Raw genomic sequence first — 20907 nt, forward strand, 5'->3', positions numbered from 1 at the left:
GCCTGCTGCTACTAAGGCTGCGGCAATAGGTTCGTTGTCATACCCTTCCATCTTCTGGCCTTCGAAGGTGAAGGCGACCTTCTGGCCAGGCTGGAAGTGTAAAATAGGGTGTTCTTTGATTCTCATAACAATTTTCCTTACCTTAAGCAAACTATCAACTAATCAGGATACTCTAGAGGAAGGATTCCCCTGGAGAATCCCTGAATTCGTATTTAATATTTAGTATTTAGTAAACCGTTAATTTAGTCGTCAGTAGTTAGTAGATAGTATTTAGTATCCGCATTCGGTTCTTAGTGCAAATTAGTTTAAAGTTTACAGTTTTTGGTTTTCGGTTCAAATCTCCTCGGGTAAAGGTGGATGAGCTTGCCTCAATGCTTTGCTCCTGGCAATGACAGAAAAGAGAAACGCTCCTCGAAATGACAATTTCGTTATGAGTCATTGCGTATTGCGGGAGTCATAAACAACAGCTATACCCAAAAGAAGTTTAACCAAAAACTAAAAATCTTTAACTATAAAAACTATAAACTTCAAGGTCCTTGCGAGCACTGCTTAGGTAGTGCGTGGCAATCTCATGCCTGAATTCCCCTATAAAAGTTATGCTGTAAAAATTTAGTTATATTTTATGTTTATAGGATCCTGAGATTTATAATATCTGGTAGTAAATGTCCTCAGGATTTTTCAGCTTATCTTTACCAGGTTATAAAAATTATAGGAATTATATACTACATCTTAAATATATTAATAACTAATTTACCATATATCTTCTTAATTTAAAAAGAATACTTATAGTTATAAAATTACTAAAAAATTCCATTACCTATACTATACTATAAATATAACTAAGTTTATTTAATCAGAATTTTTGCTCTAAAAGAAAAAGACAGAGAATGAAGAAATTCATTACTCTGCCTTTTTCTTAATTAAATGGTTTATCATAAAAAAGGTGCCTATTTCCTGCCCTAATATTATATTATAATTACTAAGGTTTTGCACTGTAGAAAATTACTCCTCCTGATATTTTCTCTGCTTCTAGAAAGGCGGAATATGGAGTAAAGTATCTGATTTATATAGCAAAAACCTCTGTAATTATAACATCACTTTAATCAAAAAGACAACTTTTTTGTATCAATTACTTCTGATACCCTGGCAATTATTCTTCTGAGAATAGATTAAAAAAAGTTAAGTGGGTTTATCTAACCTTACATCTTTCCACATAAGGTTCAATCTTGCTCCTGAACTCTTCGATTTTGTGCGGTGGATAAGGAACAATATCTACCAGTTGTTTATCTAACAATTGGCCGTTATTAATGAAATTCTGTAACACATATTGATTTGAACCCTTAATTTCTCGGGCAATTTCTTCTATAGTCTTTTCATCATGAAAAATCGGTATTACCGTTGTTCTAAATTCATATTCAATTCCAGCACATCTGATTAGATTAATACTCTTTTTTATTTTGCTAATAACCTGCTCATCATTAATACCAATGGCTTTTTTATATGCTTCCGGCTTCAAACAACTTTTAATATCCATAGCAATGAAATCAACCAGATTTCTCTCAATAATTTCCGCTAACCTCTCCGGTTGACTACCATTGGTATCAAGTTTAATTTTTATATTATGTTTTCTGATCTTGACAAGAAATTCAGGTAAATCATCATAAATTGTTGGTTCTCCACCACTGAGGCATATTCCATCTAGAAAATCTTTCCTTTCCTTGAGGAAGGTAACTATATCTTCTTCTGGGATTATGGAAAACTGTTGAGGATTGGTGATTAAATCAACATTATAACAGAAAGGACATCGAAAATTACATCCTCCTACATACAAAGTTGATACAATCAGCCCCTCCCAATCTATTAAAGAGGTTGAAATTAGTTTCCTTATTCTAATTTTTTGATTTACTTGGTATTTTTTTTCTAATACAGTCAATTTCCGGTAATATCCCCCTCCAAGATTCTATTTCTTTTCCTTTCTCTGTTACAAGTACAATAGAAGGTGTACTCATAACCTGGTATATACATGCTTCAGCTAAACCATCCACTGTGTTGACATCATAATATTGCACTTCTAACTCTTCTTCTAATATTTTTCCTATGTCTTTTGCTCCAGGACAATTAGGGCAGTCCTTTTGCCAGAAAATTTTCATCTTCAACATTATATTAACTTAGCTCCTTCCATACTATCTCTCTTTAGTTAATCTTATAATTACCCAGCTTTCTATCTTTTAATTCTCCTATCTTATTCTTATTCCAATTATTAATCTTGCTATAATAACCAACGATTCTAGTAATACCGTAAACATCATCACTATGACAATTGATACAAAAATCCTGTAAGCCTCTACTCACCTTGCGACAGCGATTGCAGACTGTAAATTCCGGTGAAATGGTAATTTGAGCGGCAGGAGTATTTTTCCATACTTTATATATCAGATTATAGATACTCTCAGCGGGAGGTTTTTTTTCACCTACAAAGGCATGAATAATTGCTCCGCTCTTAATTAAAGGATGGAACTTGCCCTGTTTAATAATCCTGATAATAAGATCTACATCGGCAGAAGCGGCAAAATGAATACTATTAGTATAGTAACACTCATCATCCGCAATGCTTCCCTTTATCACCTTTTCACTTTCTGGAAACTCCCTTAAATCAATTTTAGCTAATCTTCCTGCAGCACTTTCTGCTGGTGACTCTTCTAAAGATAATATCATACCATATCTTTTACTATAATCCTTACATTTAAGATGTAAGAAAGAAACAGTCTTTAATCCCCACAAATAGGCATCATCATTTTCATGAAGCTGATAGCCAGTTAAATATTGCATTGACTCATTTAATCCTATTAATCCTACCAAATAAGTACCTTTTTCCAAATCTACATAAGGTCTGCCATCAGGACTCATCTTACCTATTTGCCACAAAGGAGCTTCTGGTGAACTCATCAATTGTTGTAGGAATAATTTCTTTTCCTGATGTGCTTTAACTACTAATTGAAGAGCAGATTCAATTTGTTCAAAAAATTGATTAAATTTCTCTTGTTCACTATAGGATTTTCCTCGATCATTATTTTTTGTAGCCCGGTAAGCACATTGAGGAAGATTGATAGTAACATTTTGAATTCCGGCAAATCTTAATTTTTCGGGATGTCTAATCATTTCCATATCAGTTATCTCATTCTTTAATCTACAGCAGGCAGCAAGTGTTACACTATCCCGGTCAAAGATAAAATAGGGTGTACCGTTGTCTGAAGCAATCTGACAGGCATATTTAAGCAACTCTATTTCCTCAGGGTCCTGAAAAGATGCTTCATTGATATGCAAATCCATTTTAGGGAAAGCAAATACTTTCCCGCTTGAATCTCCTGCTGCCCACACCTCCATTAAAGCTCTTAGAAATAACTGTGATTCTTTTTTATAATCTTGATATGTTTTCCCGGTATACTCTCCGCCTGGTCCAATAGCTGGAACATCTTTGAGATGTTCGGGTATTCCTAAATGAACATTAAAGTCTAAAAATAAACTCTGTCCTCCTCTGGAAAAGGCATTCTGGGAACCGCTAAAAATAAGATACTGTGCTTCCTGCCTCATCTCCCGGTAAGATATTCCGGCTAAATAAGGAGCATAAAATATATTTAAATAGGCAATCCCCAATGCTCCTGCATAATAAGCCTGCATTGAAGATAAGAAGGTATTGAGATGTCCGGTAAGGGTACGGGCATACCTTGCTGGCGAAGAAGAGGTATCGAGATTATCTAAATTCAAGCCGAATTTCTTGATATACTCCAGGGAATGCCCTGAACAATAAATACGAGGATATCCCAGATCATGAATATGTATTACACCTTTTAAATGGGCATCTGATACTTCTTGACTAAAAACTTCCTGCAGCATATACTGTTTTATGGTATTTTCTGCTATTGCTAAATTAATTGCTTCCGGATTGTTGGTAGCAATATTACTATTCTCTTTGGTTTTAGATAGAAATAATCTTTTTAAATCATAGGTAGGCATACCAATAATCTTTTGTTTTCTCCATATCTTTTCATATCCTCTGGTAAATAATTCATTGTCTACCAGTTCCCTTATTAAAGCAGTGGAAACATTGGTAAAATTTAAACTCAAAATTTTTCCTTCTACCTTTTTAGCAATTTTCTCTGCTACTGCTGTGGAAAGCTTAGCCTCTTTAACCAGGGCATTAATTATTCTATTTCGATCCCAGGGAGTAACCGTTTCTTCAGTTGAAGTAGAAACCAGAAGTGACATCTCGGTGGTATTCTTATAAGATTTCTCTTCATTTCTTACAATTAGCTTTTTTCTCAGTTCATTTTTTTTGTTGCGATAAATAATGTAAGCTTTGGCTACTTTAGTCAAACTAGATGCAACAAGCTGTTCCTCTACCATATCCTGAATCTCTTCCACAGAGGGAATCTTTTTCTCAAAGTTTACTTCCAGGTGATATATTACATGATCAGTTACCTTACGAGCTTGCAACTCGTCTTTTTCTCCCACCGCTTCCATTGCGGCCAAAATGGCATGGTATATCTTTTCTCTATCAAAAGGAACCAGATGACCTTCTCTCTTTTTGATTTTCTCCACCATATTTTCCCCTCTCATTCTTCTGTTTTAACATCTTGATTCGGTCAATCTCTTTTAAAAAGCTTCCTACGTCTTTAAAATGACGGTAAACGGAAGCAAATCTAACATATGCAACTTCATCTAATTTCTTCAATCTATTCATAACCATTTGACCAATCACCTGAGTTTTTATTTCATTACTGGAGCTCTGTTTTAATTTTTCCTCAATCTGTTCCACAATCTGTTCCATCTGTGCCATACTGATTGGTCTTTTTTCGCAGGCTCGTAAAATCCCCCTGATAACCTTATCTCTGTTGAATGATTCTCTACGTTCATCTTTCTTAATAACTACCAGTGGTATGAGTTCAATTCGTTCATGAGTAGTAAAACGTTTTTGACACTTTTTACAATATCTTCTCCGCCTTACTACCAGTTCATTTTCCATAGTCCTTGATTCAATTACTCCAGTATCAGGGTAGTTACAGAAGGGACATCTCATAAAAAATCTCCATATTTAGAGCTATTATCAATAGTAATGCTCTAAATATACAATGTCAAGTCAATTATTTATTCTAATCCTAATTTTATTTTAGAGAACAATAATAAAATCATTTTTATATATCTAAACCGACTTGAACGGAACTAACGAGGAATGTCTATTTTTATGTGGTATAAAATAAAGAAGATGATATGGAATATTCCCCTAAATAATAAAATAATTGGATATAATTATTTTATTTAGAGAATTGAAGAGTTCAGGGGAGAATGCTCCCCTGAACATATTATCTATTTTTCCTTAAAAAGGTGGGTATCTCTAAATCATCATAATTAAAGTCATTCTGAACAGATTCTTTAGTCGTTACTGTTTCTGCTTCAACCTTTTCTTCTTTAACTTTAGTTGGCTCTGCCATATTATCTTTTGACTGTTCTTCTTCTGTAGGAGGCGCTTCTTCAAAACCGGTTGCAATAACCGTTATCCTAATATCTTCACCCAGAGCTTCATTTATTACTGCTCCAAAGATAATATTGGCATCGGGATTGGCAGCTTCCTGAATTATTTCAGCAGACTGATTAATCTCATAGAGGGTCATATTTTTACCACCAGAAATATTAAACAAAATCCCCCGGGCATCAGTTATTTTAGTTCCTAACAAAGAGCTATTCACTGCATTATAAGCTGCCTCAGTAGCACGATTATCACCGGATGCCCGACCGATTCCCATGATAGCAGTGCCAGCATTCTCCATAATCATCTTTACATCTGCAAAATCAACATTAATCAATCCTGGTTCGACCACTATCTCAGATATTCCCCTTATACCATGCAATAAAATTTCATCAGCAACCTTAAATGCTTCCAGAACCGGAGTATCCTGAGCAATAATCTGTAATAATCGGTCATTAGGTATTACAATTAAAGTATCAACATATTCTTTCAGTAATTTAATACCCTCCTCTGCCTGTTTCTTCCTTTTAATGCCTTCAAAAGAAAAAGGCTTGGTAACTACTGCTACCGTTAAAGCTCCCAGTTCTTTGGACAACTGGGCTATAACCGGGCTACCCCCGGTACCGGTTCCGCCTCCCATCCCGGCGGTAATAAACACCATATCTGATCCTTCTAAAACTTTGCTAATTTTATCTCGGTCTTCTTCCACAGCCCTTTTACCAATTTCAGGATTGGAGCCGCTACCTAAGCCCATTGTTATCCTGGCACCTATTTGAATCTTTTGTTCAGCATTGGAAAGTGCCAGTACCTGGGCATCTGTGTTGGTAGAGATATACTTTACTCCGTTTATCCCTTCTTCAATCATCCGATTAACGGCATTACCACCTCCACCACCCACACCAATTACCTTAATATCAACAAATGATCCAGTTTTTTCTGGTATAATATTCAAAATTAATCCTCCCTTCCTGATTTTTTGTATTATTTTTTAATAAATATTCTCCTTCATACATTTACTCTATTCTAAAAGAAGTCTCGTAACCAATTTACTGCTTTATTTAAAAAGGAAATGTTTTTCTTTCTTTTTGCCTTTCTATCAGTACCAATTGATATCTGTTCCAGAGAATAATCTAATAGTCCCATAACAGTAGAAAATCTGGGTTCATTAATCAAATCACTTAATTCACCCTGGTAATTAGGCCTACCTATGCGAACATTGCTTTCAAATACTTTGCTTGCTAAATCATCAATACCAGGCAACAAAGCACATCCCCCTGTTAATACCACTCCCTGAGTAATGGTATTAAAATAATTTGATCTTTCTAATTCTTCCCGAATTAAACTGAATATTTCATGTACCCTTGGTTCAATGATATCGACAAGACACTTCTTGGCAATTTTTTCTTTTTCTGCTTTATTTTCTCTACTTACCTCAATCACCTCTTCTGGTGAAACATAATTTTCCATCACATTACCATATTTTACCTTCAATCTTTCTGCCTCTTCAATTGAAATTTTGAGACCAATGGCTAAATCATTAGTAATTTGAATCCCACCCAAAGGCAGTATAGAGGAGTAGACAATATTATCATTAATAAAAATTGATATATCTGAGGAACCGGCTCCCATATCAATGAGTAGTACACCTAATTCTTTTTCTGTCTTATTTAAAATAGCATTTCCACAGGCTAAATTACCAAAGATTATTTCATCCACTCCTATTTCTGAAATTTCCATACATTTTAACAAATTTTGAATAGCGGTAACTGAACCAGTTACTATATGGACCTTTCCTTCCAATCGGGAACCAGACATAGCCAAAGGATCTAAAATGCCTTTCTGGCCATCTAATATAAATTCACGTGGTAAAACATGAATTAACTCTCTCTCGGGAGCAATTACTCCTGCTTTGGCAGCTTCAATTACTTTTTCAATATCGTCCTCTGTTATCTCTGGGTGCTCTTTAGAAATAGCTATTACTCCCTGACTATTAAAAGAAGAAATGTGACTACCATTTACAGCTATAACAGCTGAATCTATTTGTACGCCTGCCATTCGTTCTGCATTCCTCACTGATTCTCGAACTGCTTCTGCAGCTTGATCCAGATCAACAATAACACCTCTTTTAATCCCTACGGAGGGTACAGAGCCTACTCCAACAATGTCAATGTTATTATCTTCTCCCAGCTCAGCTATAAGTGTATTAGTTTTATTAGTGCCAATATCTAAACCTGCTAATAATATCTCGCCTTTCATAAATATCCTCCTATCTGCTAAATCAAACGATCTTTTTCTTCCTTAATAATGCAAAGTTTTCATCCCTGTCTTTATATTTATTAGTAACAATTATTGTTACTTATAGCCATGCATATTTTTTAATAACTCTAATGTCATAACTATCTAACTCATCGTCAGAAAGCATCCTGCTATCTTAAAACATAGCAATTCCAAAAATCAGATGAGCAAAAATATATATATTTTTTCAAATAATACCAGCTTTTCAGATAAGTTTTATAGTAAATCGATTTGTTTCTAAATATAGAGATAAAGGAGTTTCAGGGAAGTTCACTCTCCTGATTATCTTGCAATATAATTAATAACCTTTCCTGGTATTTCATGTTAATTTCCTGCAGTGGTATTTTTTCTGCCTGGACTTTCTGTAGAGCTGATTCCAGCAAATACCACTCATCTATCAATTGATCCCCACCTTTTATTCTAACTTTTATCCTATTATTGTTATGAAATAAAACAAACTCCTCTTCTGAAATAATTTTAATTTTATAAAATTGATCTGGAAAAAGATTTTCCAAAGCATATATTACTCTCTGTGCCTCTTCATATTCCTGGTTTTTAACCACTTCACCAGGTTTTTTAGAGCCAACATTAAGACCAGTTATTATATATTGCTTAAAATCACTATTCAACTGGGTAAAAATTGCCAGAATCACTCCTTCTGTAGTAACCAGATAATAAAGGTTATCACTATAAAGAAAGGCTGCCGGTTTACGTTCTTCAATGCTAATATCTAACTGGTTGGGATATATTTTTTTCATAGCTACGTCTTTAATCCAGGGATTTTTTGATAATTTTTCACGGGTACTTTCAATATCAAAATGAAAAATATTAACAGGATCAAGAATATTTATCCCACCCTGGGCTAAAATAATATCCCTTGCCAGATAATTAGTGCCATGAATAGTAATTTTTGTTATACCAAACCTGGGGGAGGTAAAAAGAAAATAGAAAATATTCCAGCTTAAAAAACCTATAATTATATAATATAACAAAACCCTGAATAAATTATATTTTCTACTATTTTCTTCCTTGCTCTCACTAATTATCCCTTCTTCACTCTCGTAATCATCTATAGCCTGGTTGTTAACTGTCAAAACCGCTCACTCTTCTTTTCCATATTACCAGGGGAATGAACTTCCCTGAAATCCCTCTATTTATTTATTGCTGTATTTTGAATTTTTTTTAAAGAATTATCTAACCACCTTGTGGGAAATACACATTCTAAGTATAATTTTAGCTCATCATGTTGTAAAAATTTTGATAAAAATAAATATTATTACCTATAAAATCAACAGCTCTTAGTAAGACTAAGAAAGTCAATCTCTCTCTCCAGCTTGATACCAAATTTTCTTTCTACCATATCTTCAACTTTTTCAATTAATTGTAATATATCGCTAGCAGTAGCCGAACCCCTATTAATGATAAAATTAGCATGCTTAGTAGAAACCTGAGCATCTCCTATAGTTAATCCTTTTGCACCCGATTTTTCAATAAGATAACCTGCTGGCTTGTTATCGGAATTTTTAAAAATACAACCAGCAGTTAAAAAGCTTACTGGCTGCCTTGTTCTCCTTTGCTCATAAATTTTCTTTATCTTCGAAAATATTTTTTCCTTATCCTGTGTGGAAAGGATTAGGCTGGCTCCTAATAATACGAATTCCTTACAGCCTAAGTCAATGCCACGATAGCAAAAAGAAAACTGTTTCTTATTAAGTGTCTTTATATGACCATTATTATAATCCAATAGAGTAATCTCATTTACAATATCAGAAATGGATTCGGTTCCAAAACTGGCATTATTCATGATGGCGCCACCTAAAGTTCCCGGTATGTGGGCAGCAAATTCAAGTCCACTAAGCTCTTTTCTCACTGTATCTTTAACTAGAGCAGGCAGGAGGATGCCAGCACCTGCTTTTATCATTTTACCAGAATATTCCACTTTGTCGATAGTATGGGCGACTTTAACTACCAAGCCTCTGATGCCTTCATCTGGCACCCAGATGTTAGAACCGTTACCAATAATGTATATCGGTAAACTGTGATTTAAGGCAAAGAGTAATACCTTCGTTAAACAGTCCTGATGAGAGGGAATACAAAAAAAATCGGCATTACCACCGATTTTCCATGAGGTGTGATATTTCATAGGTTCATTACATCTAATTTCCTTTGCCAGGTCGCAACTTATTATTTCTTTCCAGAGCAGGTCTTTATTGTACATTAATAATCCATTCCTTTATTTGCATCAAGGCATTTAATTTTCTTAGCTAATTCTCTGCCAACTTTCCATACATCACCAGCACCCATAGTTATAACAATGTCTCCAGGAGAAATTATATCTTTTAAGAAAGTAACCGTTTTTTTCTTACCCGGAAGATAATAAACATTTTCTCCCTGCTGCCTTTTTATTTCTTGATAGATTAATTTTGCTGAAATATTAGGAATAGGCGTTTCATTAGCTGGATAAATATCGTTGACAATAACAAGATGAGAATCCTGAAAGGCAGAACCAAAATACTCTAATAATAATTTCGTTCTACTATAGCGATGTGGTTGAAACACAGTAATAATCCTGTGTTCAGGCCATCCCTGCCTGATTGCCAGAAGGGTCGCCTTTATCTCTGAAGGATGATGACCATAATCATCAATAATCATAATTTCATCATTAAGCTGAAAAACAATTTCCTGTCTTCTTTTCACACCCCTAAAATGAAATAGTATTTCTGCTATATCCTGAAATTTTAATCCCAGCTCCATGCCAGTGGTAATGGCAGCAAGCGCGTTGGAGACATTATGATAGCCGGGAATATTCAGTTTTAGACTACCCAATTTATGTTGCTTAAAATATATTTCTGAGATAGAAGTATTTCTTGAAAAACAGGGATTTACTGCTCTCATCTGAGCATCCTGATGAAAACCATAGGAAACAAAATGTTTTTGGGCATCTATCCTTTCCGCAACCATCCTGGTATTGGGACAGTCCCAACCATATACAATATGTCCTTCTACGGGAATCTTCTCTACAAACAGCCTGAAGCTATCCATGGTTCTCTCAAGATTGGTAAAATAATCCAGGTGATCATTTTCAATATTGGTTATAATTACTATATTAGGATTAAGTAATAAAAAAGAGCCATCACTCTCATCAGCCTCCACTACCACATAGTCACCTCTCCCCAATTTAGCATTTCCGCCAATATCATTGACCTCACCTCCAATAGCAATAGTGGGATCCATATGCATACCCTCTAATAACATACTAATCATGGAGGTGGTGGTAGTCTTGCCGTGAGTACCTGAAACAGTAATACGATATTTTTGATTCATAATACGAGAGAGCATTTCCGCTCTGGGAATGATCTCTATATTATTTTCACGAGCAGCGAGAACTTCCTTATTTTTTTCATTAATTGCTGATGATATTACTACCAAATTTGCTCCTACTACATGACTTTCATTATGTCCCTTATAAATAAGGGCACCCTTATTTATTAATCTCTTGGTGGAAACATTGCTTTGTAAATCAGATCCACTTATCTGATAACCTAACTCCAGTAAAATTGAAGCGATTCCACTCATACCCGCTCCACCAATACCTATAAAATGAATGCGCTTTCCTGTATTAATCATAACTAACCTTTCTAGTTTTGTTCATAGATCAACTATTTTTCATCTAATAGTTTACCCTATTTTATATATTATTTAAATAGTTTTTCCATGAGAAGTGTTGCTTTTTAAATAATTATAAATCGTATTTATAATATCCTGGGCTGCTTTTCGGTTACCCAGATTTTTACTATTTTTTGCCAGTAAATCCAGTTTTTCGCTATCCTGCATTAATTTCGATAATTCATCTACTAATCTTTCCTTGGTTAGCTCCTCTTCCCTGATAACCAGAGCAGCCAGTTCACTCTCCAGAAACATAGCGTTATAGAGCTGATGATTTGCTGTGGCATAAGGATATGGTATTAATAACGCAGCTAATCCCTTAGCTGTAAGCTCAGCTATGCTGGTAGCACCAGCCCGGCACACTACTAAATCAGCAAGGTCATAAGCATCTTCTATATGATGCAGGTAAGATATTATCCGCACCTCTCCTTTATATTGAGAATTGGACACCTTTTCTATTAAGTTATCATAATCTTCTTCACCACTTATAATTAGTATCTGCCATTCCTGCCAGATTGATTTATCAATCAAATCCAGGCTATCCAATATCATTTGATTAATACTGCTGGCTCCCTTACTACCCCCAAATACCAATATGGTTTTTTTGTCAATATTCAGATTGGTTTCTTTAATCAATTTTTTTTTATCACCCTGCCAGATATTTTCCCTAATTGGATTACCCAGAAATACCGTTCTGCTCCTCCTCCAGAAATACTTTTTTGATTCTGGAAAACTGATGAATACCTTTTGACTGGTTAAAGATAAAATTTGATTGGTAATACCAGGAACAAGGTTTTGTTCATGAATAAAAGTAGGGATTCCCAATAGTGAGGAAACAAGAGCAACAGATCCGCTCACATACCCCCCGGTTCCTATTACCAGATCAGGCTTGAACCTTTTAATTATTCTGAAGGACGTGACCAGGGAACGCAAAAACAGGAATAGGGCTGATAAATTACTCAGACTTATCTTTCTTTCCATTCCCCTAACCCTTAAACCGAAAAATTGAAATCCTTCCCGGGGAATGATATCAGACTCCATTTTCTGTTCTGCTCCCACAAACACAATCTGATTATCCTTATCTCTACTCTGAAATTCTCTTGCTAAGCTTATTCCCGGGTATATATGCCCTCCGGTTCCTCCACCGGTAATAATAATTTTCATATAATTAAATAGCCTCATCTTTTACTATAACACTTTTAGAGATATTCAAAAGAATTCCACAACAAAACATATTAACAATAAGCGATGAACCACCATAACTGATAAAGGGTAGCGTAATTCCTGTAGTAGGAATTATCTTGGTAACTACGCTAATATTGACTACTGCCTGAAAGACGATCAAAGAAGTAATACCAGCAGCTAATAATGAACCAAAGGTATCTTTTGCTTTCCAGGCAATTAAAAAACCTCTCCATAAAAAGATAAGAAATAAAATAATAACAATAGCAGTACCTATAAATCCCAGTTCTTCTCCAATAATAGAAAAAATAAAATCAGTATGCTGATCGGGAAGATAAAAAAATTTTTGTCTACTCTGGGCAATTCCTACTCCACTTAATCCACCGCTACCCAGAGCTAATAGTGATTGAATAATATGAAATCCGCTTTTTAACGGATCTTCCCAAGGATTTAAAAATGAGAGTAATCTAACCCTGCGGTATTCTTCTCCTAATAGAAGAACAATTCCGGGAGGAATTAGAAGAGTAATCAGGGCAAATAATTGAGTAATTTGGCTTCCACCGATAAAAAGCATAATAAAGCAACAGCCCAGAATAACAATACCGGTACTGAAATCCGGCTGAGCAAAAACTAATAAGAAAATGAAGGCAGTTACAAGGAATACAGGCAAAATTCCTCGTATAAAAGTACCAATATCCTTAGCTGTTTTTCTGGTTAAACAATCCGCAATATAAAGAATTAGTGCTACTTTGGCTAATTCTGATGGCTGAAAAGGCAAAGGTCCTATATAAATCCATCTTCTGGCTCCCCTTATATATCTGGTAACTCCAGGTATGTAAAGTACTAATAACAAAAATATGGAAATAATTAAAATAGGAATGGCAAATTTTCTCCAGTATTGATAATCAATCTTCATTGTTATCAAAAAAATAACCGTTGCCATGAGAGCAGAGAAGGCCTGCTTGCTGAAAAAATAATAACTATCACCATACCATTTAAAAGCCATAATATAACTGGAACTAAAAACCATAATTATTCCAAAGGAAATCAAGATAAAGATAACTGCTATTAAGATATAATCAGGTTGTTTCGCTGGTAATAAATTCATCTGAATAGCTATTCCTTTCCCTTCTTTTTCTAGTTTTTTAGCAATAATTAATAAAATTGATAGGCAAGTAATCCCAGTAAGGCAAATACCAGTCCAACTATCCAAAATATAATAACAATATGCACTTCTTTCCACTTCATCATTTCAAAATGATGATGTAAGGGGCTCATCAGAAATACTGGCTTATGATTCAACTGTATGGATATGACCTGAATAATAACTGATAGTGTTTCCAGAACAAAGACTCCACCTATAAGTAACAAGAATAATTCGGCATTACTAAAAACAGCTATGGTTGCCAGGACTCCCCCTAAGCCTAAAGAACCAACATCACCCAGGAAAATCCGAGCCGGGTGAAAATTAAATAATAAAAAACCAGCACAAGAAAAGGTAATAATGAGAGTAAATATAGCCAGATTCTTCTTGCCCTGACTTAAAGCAATTAGAGCAAAGGTTAAAAGAGCAATAATAATTAGTCCGGTTGCTAATCCATCCAGCCCATCAGTAAGATTCACAGCATTGGTAGTAGATAAGAAAACAAGTATAACTAATGGTATATATATTATGGACGAAATAGGAAATGAGTTGGATTTAAATGGAATTATTATAGTTTGGTCAAATAATGCAGTTTGAAAATACCAGTATAAAAAAATAATACTTATTATTAATTGCAAAGCAATCTTATTCCGAGCTTTTAAACCTAAGGACCTTCCCTTGTAAAACTTTATTATATCATCAATAAATCCAACCAGCCCATAACTACACATTAGAATAAATGAAACATAAATTATAGTGTCTTCGGGATGAAAAAAGAGTAAAGAAAGAGCTACAGAAAAAAAAATTATTATTCCCCCCATAGTAGGGGTTCCACTCTTATGCTGGTGCAAATCAGGTCCTTCCTGTCGGATTCTTTGTCCTACTTTATATTTTTTCTGAATTTTGATAAAACAAGGAATCAGGGCAATTGGACTCAAAAAAGCAATGAGCAAAGTTACTATTACTCTAAGCATAATTGTAATTCCCCTTATTCTGTATATTTTCTTTCCAGTACCGTACAATATCTTCCATTTGCATATCTCTTGAACCCTTTAATAAGACAATGCTATTTTCGGGTGCCGATTGCATTAACCATTGCCCTAATTTCCCCTTTTCCTCTTTTCCAAAATAGTAGATTTTATCCTTTTCCATCCCCCCTTCTAAAGCACCCTGGATGATAAAATTACCATACTTGCCAAACGCAATGAGCATATCATAAGAAAGATAAGCTACTACTCTTCCTACTTCTTTGTGGTAATCAATTGAGTTATCTCCTAACTCCAGCATATCTCCTAAAACAGCAATCCGAAATCTACCTTCAGCAATACTCGCTACACTCTGTAAAGCCTCTTTGGTAGCTGTTGGATTGGCATTATAATAATCTTGAATCAATGCTATTCTCTTATCCAATAGCAAATACTCCATGTGCAAATCGGTCCCTTTGAAATTTGATATTTTCTCTATAATATCCCTGATAGATATTTTCATCTTTATGCCCACCGCTATTGCAGCCAGGGCATTTAACACGTTAAATTTACCCAGGAGAGGTAAAAAGACCTGAAAACTATCTTTATCCGATATCTGGAGTTCAAAATGGAGTTCCCTTTCATTTTTTTGCCAGAAATTCTTTGCTCTTACTTGGGCTTCGGGGTGAAATCCATAGCTGATTATCTCATTATGAGATGACACGCAACCAACCAGGTAATCAAAATAGTCATCATCTCGATTCAGTATCGCTGTTCCCTTATCTTTTATTGACAGTATCAATTCAGATTTCTCCCGCGCAATATTATCCTTATTTTCAAATAAGCCGATATGCGCTTCTCCAATATTAGTTATTACGGCAATATCAGGTCTCATAATAGCCGTTAATTCTTTTATTTCCCCAATCTTTCGCGCCGCCATTTCCATCACCAACACGTCATGGTCAGATGCCAAATCCAGAACGGTAAGCGGTACACCTATTTCATTATTATAATTACCTTTAGACTTTAATACGTGATATTTAGCAGATAATAAGTGTACGATCATCTCCTTGGTCGTAGTCTTGCCATTACTGCCGGTCACACAGATATTGAAAGGTCTAAATAAAGAATGATAATAATGAGCCCAAAACTGGAAAGCCAACAGTGTGTTCTCTACTAATAATAAAGGCTGTTTAAGTTCTTTGAATAATGAGGAGTGTTGCTGAAAGAAATTCTTTTCTAAAACAACTCCCACGGCACCTTTTTCACAAGCAGTTTTGATGAAATCATGCCCGTCATATTTTTCCCCTTTTAAGGCAATAAAAAGTTCTCCAGCTTTTATTGTTCTGCTATCAATGGAAATATGTTGCCAGGTGATATCTTTATCTCCTAAGATGATTGAATTAGGAATTATCTTGGCAAAATCATATAAATAAAACATCTATTTCTTGTCCTTTTTGGCTAATATTTGGCGAACCACCTCTTCATCATTATGATAAATAACTTGATTATGATAAACCTGTTCATTCTCAGGACCCTTCCCGGCAATTAAGACAATATCATTTTCTTCAGCCATCTGAAGGGCAAAATTGATTGCTTTCACACGATCCAGAATTACTCTATAATTACCATTTTCTACCTCTTGAAATCCACTTTCTATTTCTTTTGAGATTATTGCCGGATTTTCACTGCGAGGATTATCAGCTGTAATTATACTGTAATCACTGTATTTTCCAACCACCTGTCCCATCTTTTTTCTTACTCGGTTATCCCTTTCTCCACCGTGACCAAAAATAGTAATAATCTTGTTTCTGGAGAACAGCCTCAGTGTTTTTAAAATATGCTCTAAACCATGAAAATTATGAGCAAAATCTACAATAATGGTATAAGGTTGTCCGTAATCCAGAATTTTATATCGGCCTGGAGCGCCAGAAAACTTTCGAAAAGCACTGGCAATGATATCTAAGGGGATCCCCTGACTTGTCGCAGCTGCAATAGCAGCCAGGGCATTATAAACATTATAAATACCACTCATATTTAATAAAATATCCACTTCCCCCTGAGGAGTTTCCGCGGTAAAATGGATTTCTTTTAGATGTAAAACTATATTACGAGCATGAAACATTGATTTTTGTTTTTTTATCCCATAAGTTAGTACATCAGTCTTCAGACAGTCCATAAATTTATGAGCATATTTCTCATCTATATTTATAATGCCTTTTTTGCTGGATATATCTTTGCAGGATTCATTCAAAGAAAGAAATAACCTCTTTTTGCTCTCTAAATAATTAGCAAAATTTTTATGAATTTCAAAATGTTCATCGCTAATATTGGTAAAAATGGCTATATCAAAATCACAGCCCTCTACCCTGGATAAACTCAGGGCATGTGATGATACCTCCATAATGGCATAATCGGTCTGATAGGATAACATCTGGCAAAAAGTCTTTTGTAAATCAAGGGATTCCATAGTAGTCATCCTGGAATGAACAGTTTGATTATTGATAATATTCTCCACAGTTGTTAAAAGACCAATTTTTTTCTGAGCTTCCTCCAGAATTGCCTTAATCATGTAAGCCACTGTGGTCTTGCCGTTAGTACCAGTAATGCCTATCAATTTCAATTTTCGAGAAGGATAATGGTAATAGCGATTAGCCAAAAAAGCCAGTGCTTTTCTGGTATCTTTAACTAATATGGTAGTAATATCTGAATTTATAGGAAGATCTTTCTGTAGTAAAATAACCTTAGCTCCTCTGTTAATTGCCTCTGGTATGTAGTAATGGCCATCAGTTACAAAGCCAACAATGCAGACAAATAAATTTCCCGGTTCCACCGATTTAGAATTTTGCGATAAGCCGTTTATTTCTATTTCAATGCTTCCCTGTATTTTTTCAACAGGTAAATCCTGGATTAAAGTTGATAATTTCATAATCAATTTTTACCTCTGATATTATTCTTGCCCTGCTATTTTTTATCTAATTTCACTGACCAGGAATATCTTACTTGATATTAATTAAAAAGTAAACTGTTCTTTCAATTCCTTTATTCAGGAGGAATTGAAAGATAAGGCAATGTTTTTGAGGCAATTTCTTGGAAAACGGGCGCGGCAACTGTCCCTCCATAATAACTACCTTTAGGCTCATCCAGCATAACTAAAATTGCTATTTCTGGCTCATCTACAGGTGCATACCCTGCAAACCAGGAAGTAAATTTTTCATTAGAATATCTTCCCAATGCAAAATCAAATTTCTGAGAGGTGCCAGTTTTCCCAGCCGCTGGGTAATGTTTTAATTTTGCTCTAGAACCGGTACCATTGTCCACCACTTCCTGTAAAATGCGGGACATCGTCTTGGCAGTACGTGGTGAAATAACCTGCCGCACCTCTTCAGGATAATATTGTTTAACAATATTATCCTCTTCATCCAATATTTTACTGACTATTAAAGGTTTCATCAAAACACCATTATTGGCAATTGCCGCCACACCCATCACCAGTTGTAATGGTGTTACCGATATTTCCTGACCAATAGATAAAGATGCGTTGGAAATCTTAGACCACTTACTTACCGGTCTGAATAAACCGTCAGATTCTCCGGGAAGATCTATCCCAGTTTTTTCACCAAATCCAAACTTACTTATTGATTCAGCAAAAATATTTTTATCAATGCGAGTGCCAACTTCGATTACACCAACATTACAGGAATTTTTAACAATCTCTGTTAAATCCTGATAGCCATGGGGATCAATATCACGAATTACTGTTCCCTGATACTTTATCCAGCCTTTACAGTTAAAATGATCCGATAAACTAGCATAACCGTGTTCTAAAGCAGTAGCTATAGTAAATATTTTGAAGGTTGAACCTGGTTCATAATTATCAGTAATAGCGCGGTTTCGTCGATAAGCTTCTGATGAATCCTGATAATTATTGCTATTGAAGGAAGGCCTTACAGCTAAACTTAAAATTTCACCTGTTTTGGGATTAACAACAATAGCCACTGCTGATTTGGGTTGATATTGTTGGAAGGCTTTGTGGAGAGCCTCTTCAGTAATGTATTGTATTACTTCATCTATAGAAAGGACAATAGATAATCCATTTTTGGAAGGTTGTATCATTTCTGTGCTGAGGGGTATTTTTGCTCCGGAAGCGTCTCTTTCCATCACTATCAGGCCGGACTGGCTTTTTAATTTGTTATCAAAATATAATTCCAGACCTTCTAATCCTTGATTATCTATGCCCACAAAACCAATTAAATTGGCAGCAAGAGATTCTTTGGGATAGAATCTTTTATTTTCGGTTACAAAGTCAAGTCCTTCCAGATTTAAGCTTTTTATTTCTTCATATTTCTCCTGAGAAAGTTTACGATCAATCCAGACAAAGTATCTTTCTTTGGTTAATTCATTTTCTACATCCTGATAAGTTAAACCAAGTTTAGAAGAAAGTAATCGGGAGGTTTGCTCAGGTTGTTCAATTCTATAAGGAATGGCAAATAATGATTTTGACTCGACATTTGTGGCTAATTTTTTAAAATTCCGGTCAAAAATCATCCCTCTTTTACCATCTACAATATATGAGGTGACATGCTCTTTACGAGCAAGTTCATGCAAAACGCTACTTCCTAACACCTGTATGTTATAAAGTCGGTAGATAAGTAATAAAAAAATTAATATAAATACAATAAATAAAAAAAGGATTCTTTCTCTTTTTTCTAAAAAATGCACCAAAACAACATGCCTCATCCATTAAAAAATGATATTTACTGATTGCGAAATATCTGTAAATTAGCAAACTCTTTGAAAAAAGTTCCGGCTTCTAAGAATTTGCCTCTCTGATCCAATTCTGAAGGTTGTTCTGCTGTCATATTGTTATTGATATAGCTGGGAAGCATAGCAATAAATTCTATTTTTTCTGGTCGGCACATACCGAGTTCCTGAACCGCTATGTTTTCAACTCGGGTTAAAGAAGAAAGGCTTTCTACAGTAGATTCCAGTTGATATTTTTGTACCAGAAGTTCATCCTTTCTCTTCTCCAGATCAATAGACTGATAACCTAATTTCATCAGGATGATATTACTGCAAATATATCCAATAATCAGTAAACTTACCATAATAATGGAAAAAATAAAAAAAGAGAATGATAACCGGTGATGTTTTAACGGAAATTGTTCACTTTCCTCCATAGAAACAATGTCTTTCATTTTTTAGACACTTCCTTATACACATATTTTTTCGGCTAACCTCATTCTTGCACTACGAGCTCTGGGATTTTGTCTGATTTCCTCCTCTACAGGATAAATCGGCTTTTTAAATAATCTTCTCAAACCATAACCATACTGATTTATTATTTCCTGCTTTTCCCATTCTCGAAAGGTATTCTTAACCACTCTGTCTTCCAGGGAATGATATGATATTACTCCTATTCTGCCTCTTTGTTCTAAAAGCCTTATTGCTTGAAACAGAGCTTCCTTTAATACGGACAACTCTTTATTTACCTCGATTCTGATAGCTTGAAATACCTTAGTTGCCGGATGTAAGCGCCATTTTCCTTTCTTATGCTTGGCATAAAAATTGGTAATCAATTGTGCCAGCTGACTGGTAGTTTCTAAGGAATTCCTTTTTCTTTCCTCAACAATTATTCTAGCTAGAGAACGAGAAAAACGTTCTTCCCCATATCTGCTAAATATTTCTGCTAATTGCCTTTCCGAATAACGGTTTACTACATAGCGAGCATCTAATTCTTCGCTTAAATCCATTCTCATATCCAGCAAGCTTTCTTTGTTAAAACTAAATCCCCGGTATGGAGTGTCAACTTGATGAGAAGAGATTCCCAGGTCAAAAAAGATACCGGATACTGCAGCAAATCCTAAGCTATGTAAGACTATTTCTAAATCAGAAAAGTTAGCTTTTACCAACACAATTCTATCCTGATAGTCTTTTAATTTTTCTCGGGTAAATTCCAGCGCTTCTATATCCTGATCAAATCCAACAAGCCATCCTTCTGGATAAATCTTCTCAATAATTTTTTGGGCATGACCACCTCCGCCAAGGGTACAATCAACATATATTCCTGTCTTCCTGGTAATCAGATTTACCAAAACTTGTTCTGGCATTACAGGAATATGAGAAGTCAT

General features: G+C 35.0%; 17 protein-coding genes. All 17 read right to left on the reverse strand.

Going from position 1 to position 20907, the window contains the following annotated elements; genetic code table 11:
* Positions 1–1189 precede the first annotated feature (1189 nt).
* The 17 genes from PHD84_05300 to rsmH all read right to left on the reverse strand — a co-directional run bounded on the left by PHD84_05300 (position 1190) and on the right by rsmH (position 20907).
* Entirely contained in the window at positions 1190–1933 is a 744-nt protein-coding gene (locus PHD84_05300; protein MDD5637217.1) for an anaerobic ribonucleoside-triphosphate reductase activating protein, read from the reverse strand.
* On the reverse strand, positions 1890–2159 hold the full coding sequence (locus tag PHD84_05305) for a thioredoxin family protein (GenBank protein MDD5637218.1): 270 nt from the start codon (positions 2157–2159) through the stop codon (positions 1890–1892). Before PHD84_05305 ends, PHD84_05300 begins: the two co-directional genes overlap by 44 nt.
* A 34-nt stretch (positions 2160–2193) precedes the next feature.
* Positions 2194–4602 (reverse strand): anaerobic ribonucleoside-triphosphate reductase, encoded by a 2409-nt coding sequence (nrdD, locus tag PHD84_05310; GenBank protein ID MDD5637219.1) that lies wholly within the window; start codon positions 4600–4602, stop codon positions 2194–2196.
* Positions 4556–5077, reverse strand: coding sequence for a transcriptional regulator NrdR (gene nrdR, locus PHD84_05315; protein ID MDD5637220.1), 522 nt, complete (start codon positions 5075–5077; stop codon positions 4556–4558). The genes nrdD and nrdR overlap by 47 nt, the downstream gene beginning before the upstream one ends.
* 283 nt (positions 5078–5360) lie before the next feature.
* On the reverse strand, positions 5361–6476 hold the full coding sequence (ftsZ, locus tag PHD84_05320) for a cell division protein FtsZ (GenBank protein MDD5637221.1): 1116 nt from the start codon (positions 6474–6476) through the stop codon (positions 5361–5363).
* Positions 6477–6547: 71 nt separating this feature from the next.
* On the reverse strand, positions 6548–7780 hold the full coding sequence (gene ftsA, locus PHD84_05325; protein ID MDD5637222.1) for a cell division protein FtsA: 1233 nt from the start codon (positions 7778–7780) through the stop codon (positions 6548–6550).
* Between the two features lie 299 nt (positions 7781–8079).
* Positions 8080–8913 (reverse strand): FtsQ-type POTRA domain-containing protein, encoded by an 834-nt coding sequence (locus PHD84_05330; protein MDD5637223.1) that lies wholly within the window; start codon positions 8911–8913, stop codon positions 8080–8082.
* A 194-nt stretch (positions 8914–9107) separates the two neighbouring features.
* Positions 9108–10037, reverse strand: coding sequence for a UDP-N-acetylmuramate dehydrogenase (gene murB / locus PHD84_05335; GenBank protein ID MDD5637224.1), 930 nt, complete (start codon positions 10035–10037; stop codon positions 9108–9110).
* Entirely contained in the window at positions 10037–11446 is a 1410-nt protein-coding gene (gene murC, locus PHD84_05340; GenBank protein MDD5637225.1) for a UDP-N-acetylmuramate--L-alanine ligase, read from the reverse strand. Before murC ends, murB begins: the two co-directional genes overlap by 1 nt.
* 72 nt (positions 11447–11518) lie before the next feature.
* Positions 11519–12649 carry an undecaprenyldiphospho-muramoylpentapeptide beta-N-acetylglucosaminyltransferase gene (gene murG / locus PHD84_05345; GenBank protein ID MDD5637226.1) on the reverse strand — a complete coding sequence of 377 codons (1131 nt, stop codon included), beginning with the start codon at positions 12647–12649 and terminating at the stop codon, positions 11519–11521.
* A 4-nt stretch (positions 12650–12653) separates the two neighbouring features.
* Positions 12654–13910, reverse strand: a complete 1257-nt coding sequence (ftsW, locus tag PHD84_05350; GenBank protein MDD5637227.1) for a putative lipid II flippase FtsW — start codon at positions 13908–13910, stop codon at positions 12654–12656.
* Positions 13823–14785: a phospho-N-acetylmuramoyl-pentapeptide-transferase gene (mraY, locus tag PHD84_05355; GenBank protein MDD5637228.1), complete on the reverse strand. Its 963-nt coding sequence runs from the start codon at positions 14783–14785 to the stop codon at positions 13823–13825. The genes ftsW and mraY overlap by 88 nt, the downstream gene beginning before the upstream one ends.
* Positions 14778–16217 (reverse strand): UDP-N-acetylmuramoyl-tripeptide--D-alanyl-D-alanine ligase, encoded by a 1440-nt coding sequence (locus PHD84_05360; GenBank protein MDD5637229.1) that lies wholly within the window; start codon positions 16215–16217, stop codon positions 14778–14780. The genes mraY and PHD84_05360 overlap by 8 nt, the downstream gene beginning before the upstream one ends.
* Positions 16218–17705 (reverse strand): UDP-N-acetylmuramoyl-L-alanyl-D-glutamate--2,6-diaminopimelate ligase, encoded by a 1488-nt coding sequence (locus PHD84_05365; GenBank protein ID MDD5637230.1) that lies wholly within the window; start codon positions 17703–17705, stop codon positions 16218–16220. It lies immediately after the preceding gene.
* Positions 17706–17818: 113 nt separating this feature from the next.
* A complete protein-coding gene (locus PHD84_05370) occupies positions 17819–19498 on the reverse strand; it encodes a penicillin-binding transpeptidase domain-containing protein (protein ID MDD5637231.1) in 1680 nt (559 codons plus the stop codon).
* Positions 19499–19533: 35 nt separating this feature from the next.
* A complete protein-coding gene (locus PHD84_05375) occupies positions 19534–19974 on the reverse strand; it encodes a hypothetical protein (protein ID MDD5637232.1) in 441 nt (146 codons plus the stop codon).
* A gap of 15 nt (positions 19975–19989) precedes the next feature.
* The gene (gene rsmH, locus PHD84_05380; protein ID MDD5637233.1) at positions 19990–20907 is read right to left on the reverse strand and encodes a 16S rRNA (cytosine(1402)-N(4))-methyltransferase RsmH; all 918 of its coding nucleotides are present in this window, start codon (positions 20905–20907) and stop codon (positions 19990–19992) included.

This window comes from Atribacterota bacterium, from assembly GCA_028717805.1.
Taxonomy (GTDB): domain Bacteria; phylum Atribacterota; class Phoenicimicrobiia; order Phoenicimicrobiales; family Stramentimicrobiaceae; genus Stramentimicrobium.

Coding starts and splice junctions, on each gene's coding strand:
- mraY (MDD5637228.1), bottom strand. CDS start 14,785: ATGCTTAGAGTAATAGTAACTTTGCTCATTGCTTTTTTGAGTCCAATT.
- murC (MDD5637225.1), bottom strand. CDS start 11,446: ATGATTAATACAGGAAAGCGCATTCATTTTATAGGTATTGGTGGAGCG.
- murG (MDD5637226.1), bottom strand. CDS start 12,649: ATGAAAATTATTATTACCGGTGGAGGAACCGGAGGGCATATATACCCG.
- nrdD (MDD5637219.1), bottom strand. CDS start 4,602: ATGGTGGAGAAAATCAAAAAGAGAGAAGGTCATCTGGTTCCTTTTGAT.
- PHD84_05365 (MDD5637230.1), bottom strand. CDS start 17,705: ATGAAATTATCAACTTTAATCCAGGATTTACCTGTTGAAAAAATACAG.
- PHD84_05360 (MDD5637229.1), bottom strand. CDS start 16,217: ATGTTTTATTTATATGATTTTGCCAAGATAATTCCTAATTCAATCATC.
- PHD84_05305 (MDD5637218.1), bottom strand. CDS start 2,159: ATGTTGAAGATGAAAATTTTCTGGCAAAAGGACTGCCCTAATTGTCCT.
- ftsA (MDD5637222.1), bottom strand. CDS start 7,780: ATGAAAGGCGAGATATTATTAGCAGGTTTAGATATTGGCACTAATAAA.
- rsmH (MDD5637233.1), bottom strand. CDS start 20,907: ATGACTTCTCATATTCCTGTAATGCCAGAACAAGTTTTGGTAAATCTG.
- PHD84_05375 (MDD5637232.1), bottom strand. CDS start 19,974: ATGAAAGACATTGTTTCTATGGAGGAAAGTGAACAATTTCCGTTAAAA.
- murB (MDD5637224.1), bottom strand. CDS start 10,037: ATGTACAATAAAGACCTGCTCTGGAAAGAAATAATAAGTTGCGACCTG.
- nrdR (MDD5637220.1), bottom strand. CDS start 5,077: ATGAGATGTCCCTTCTGTAACTACCCTGATACTGGAGTAATTGAATCA.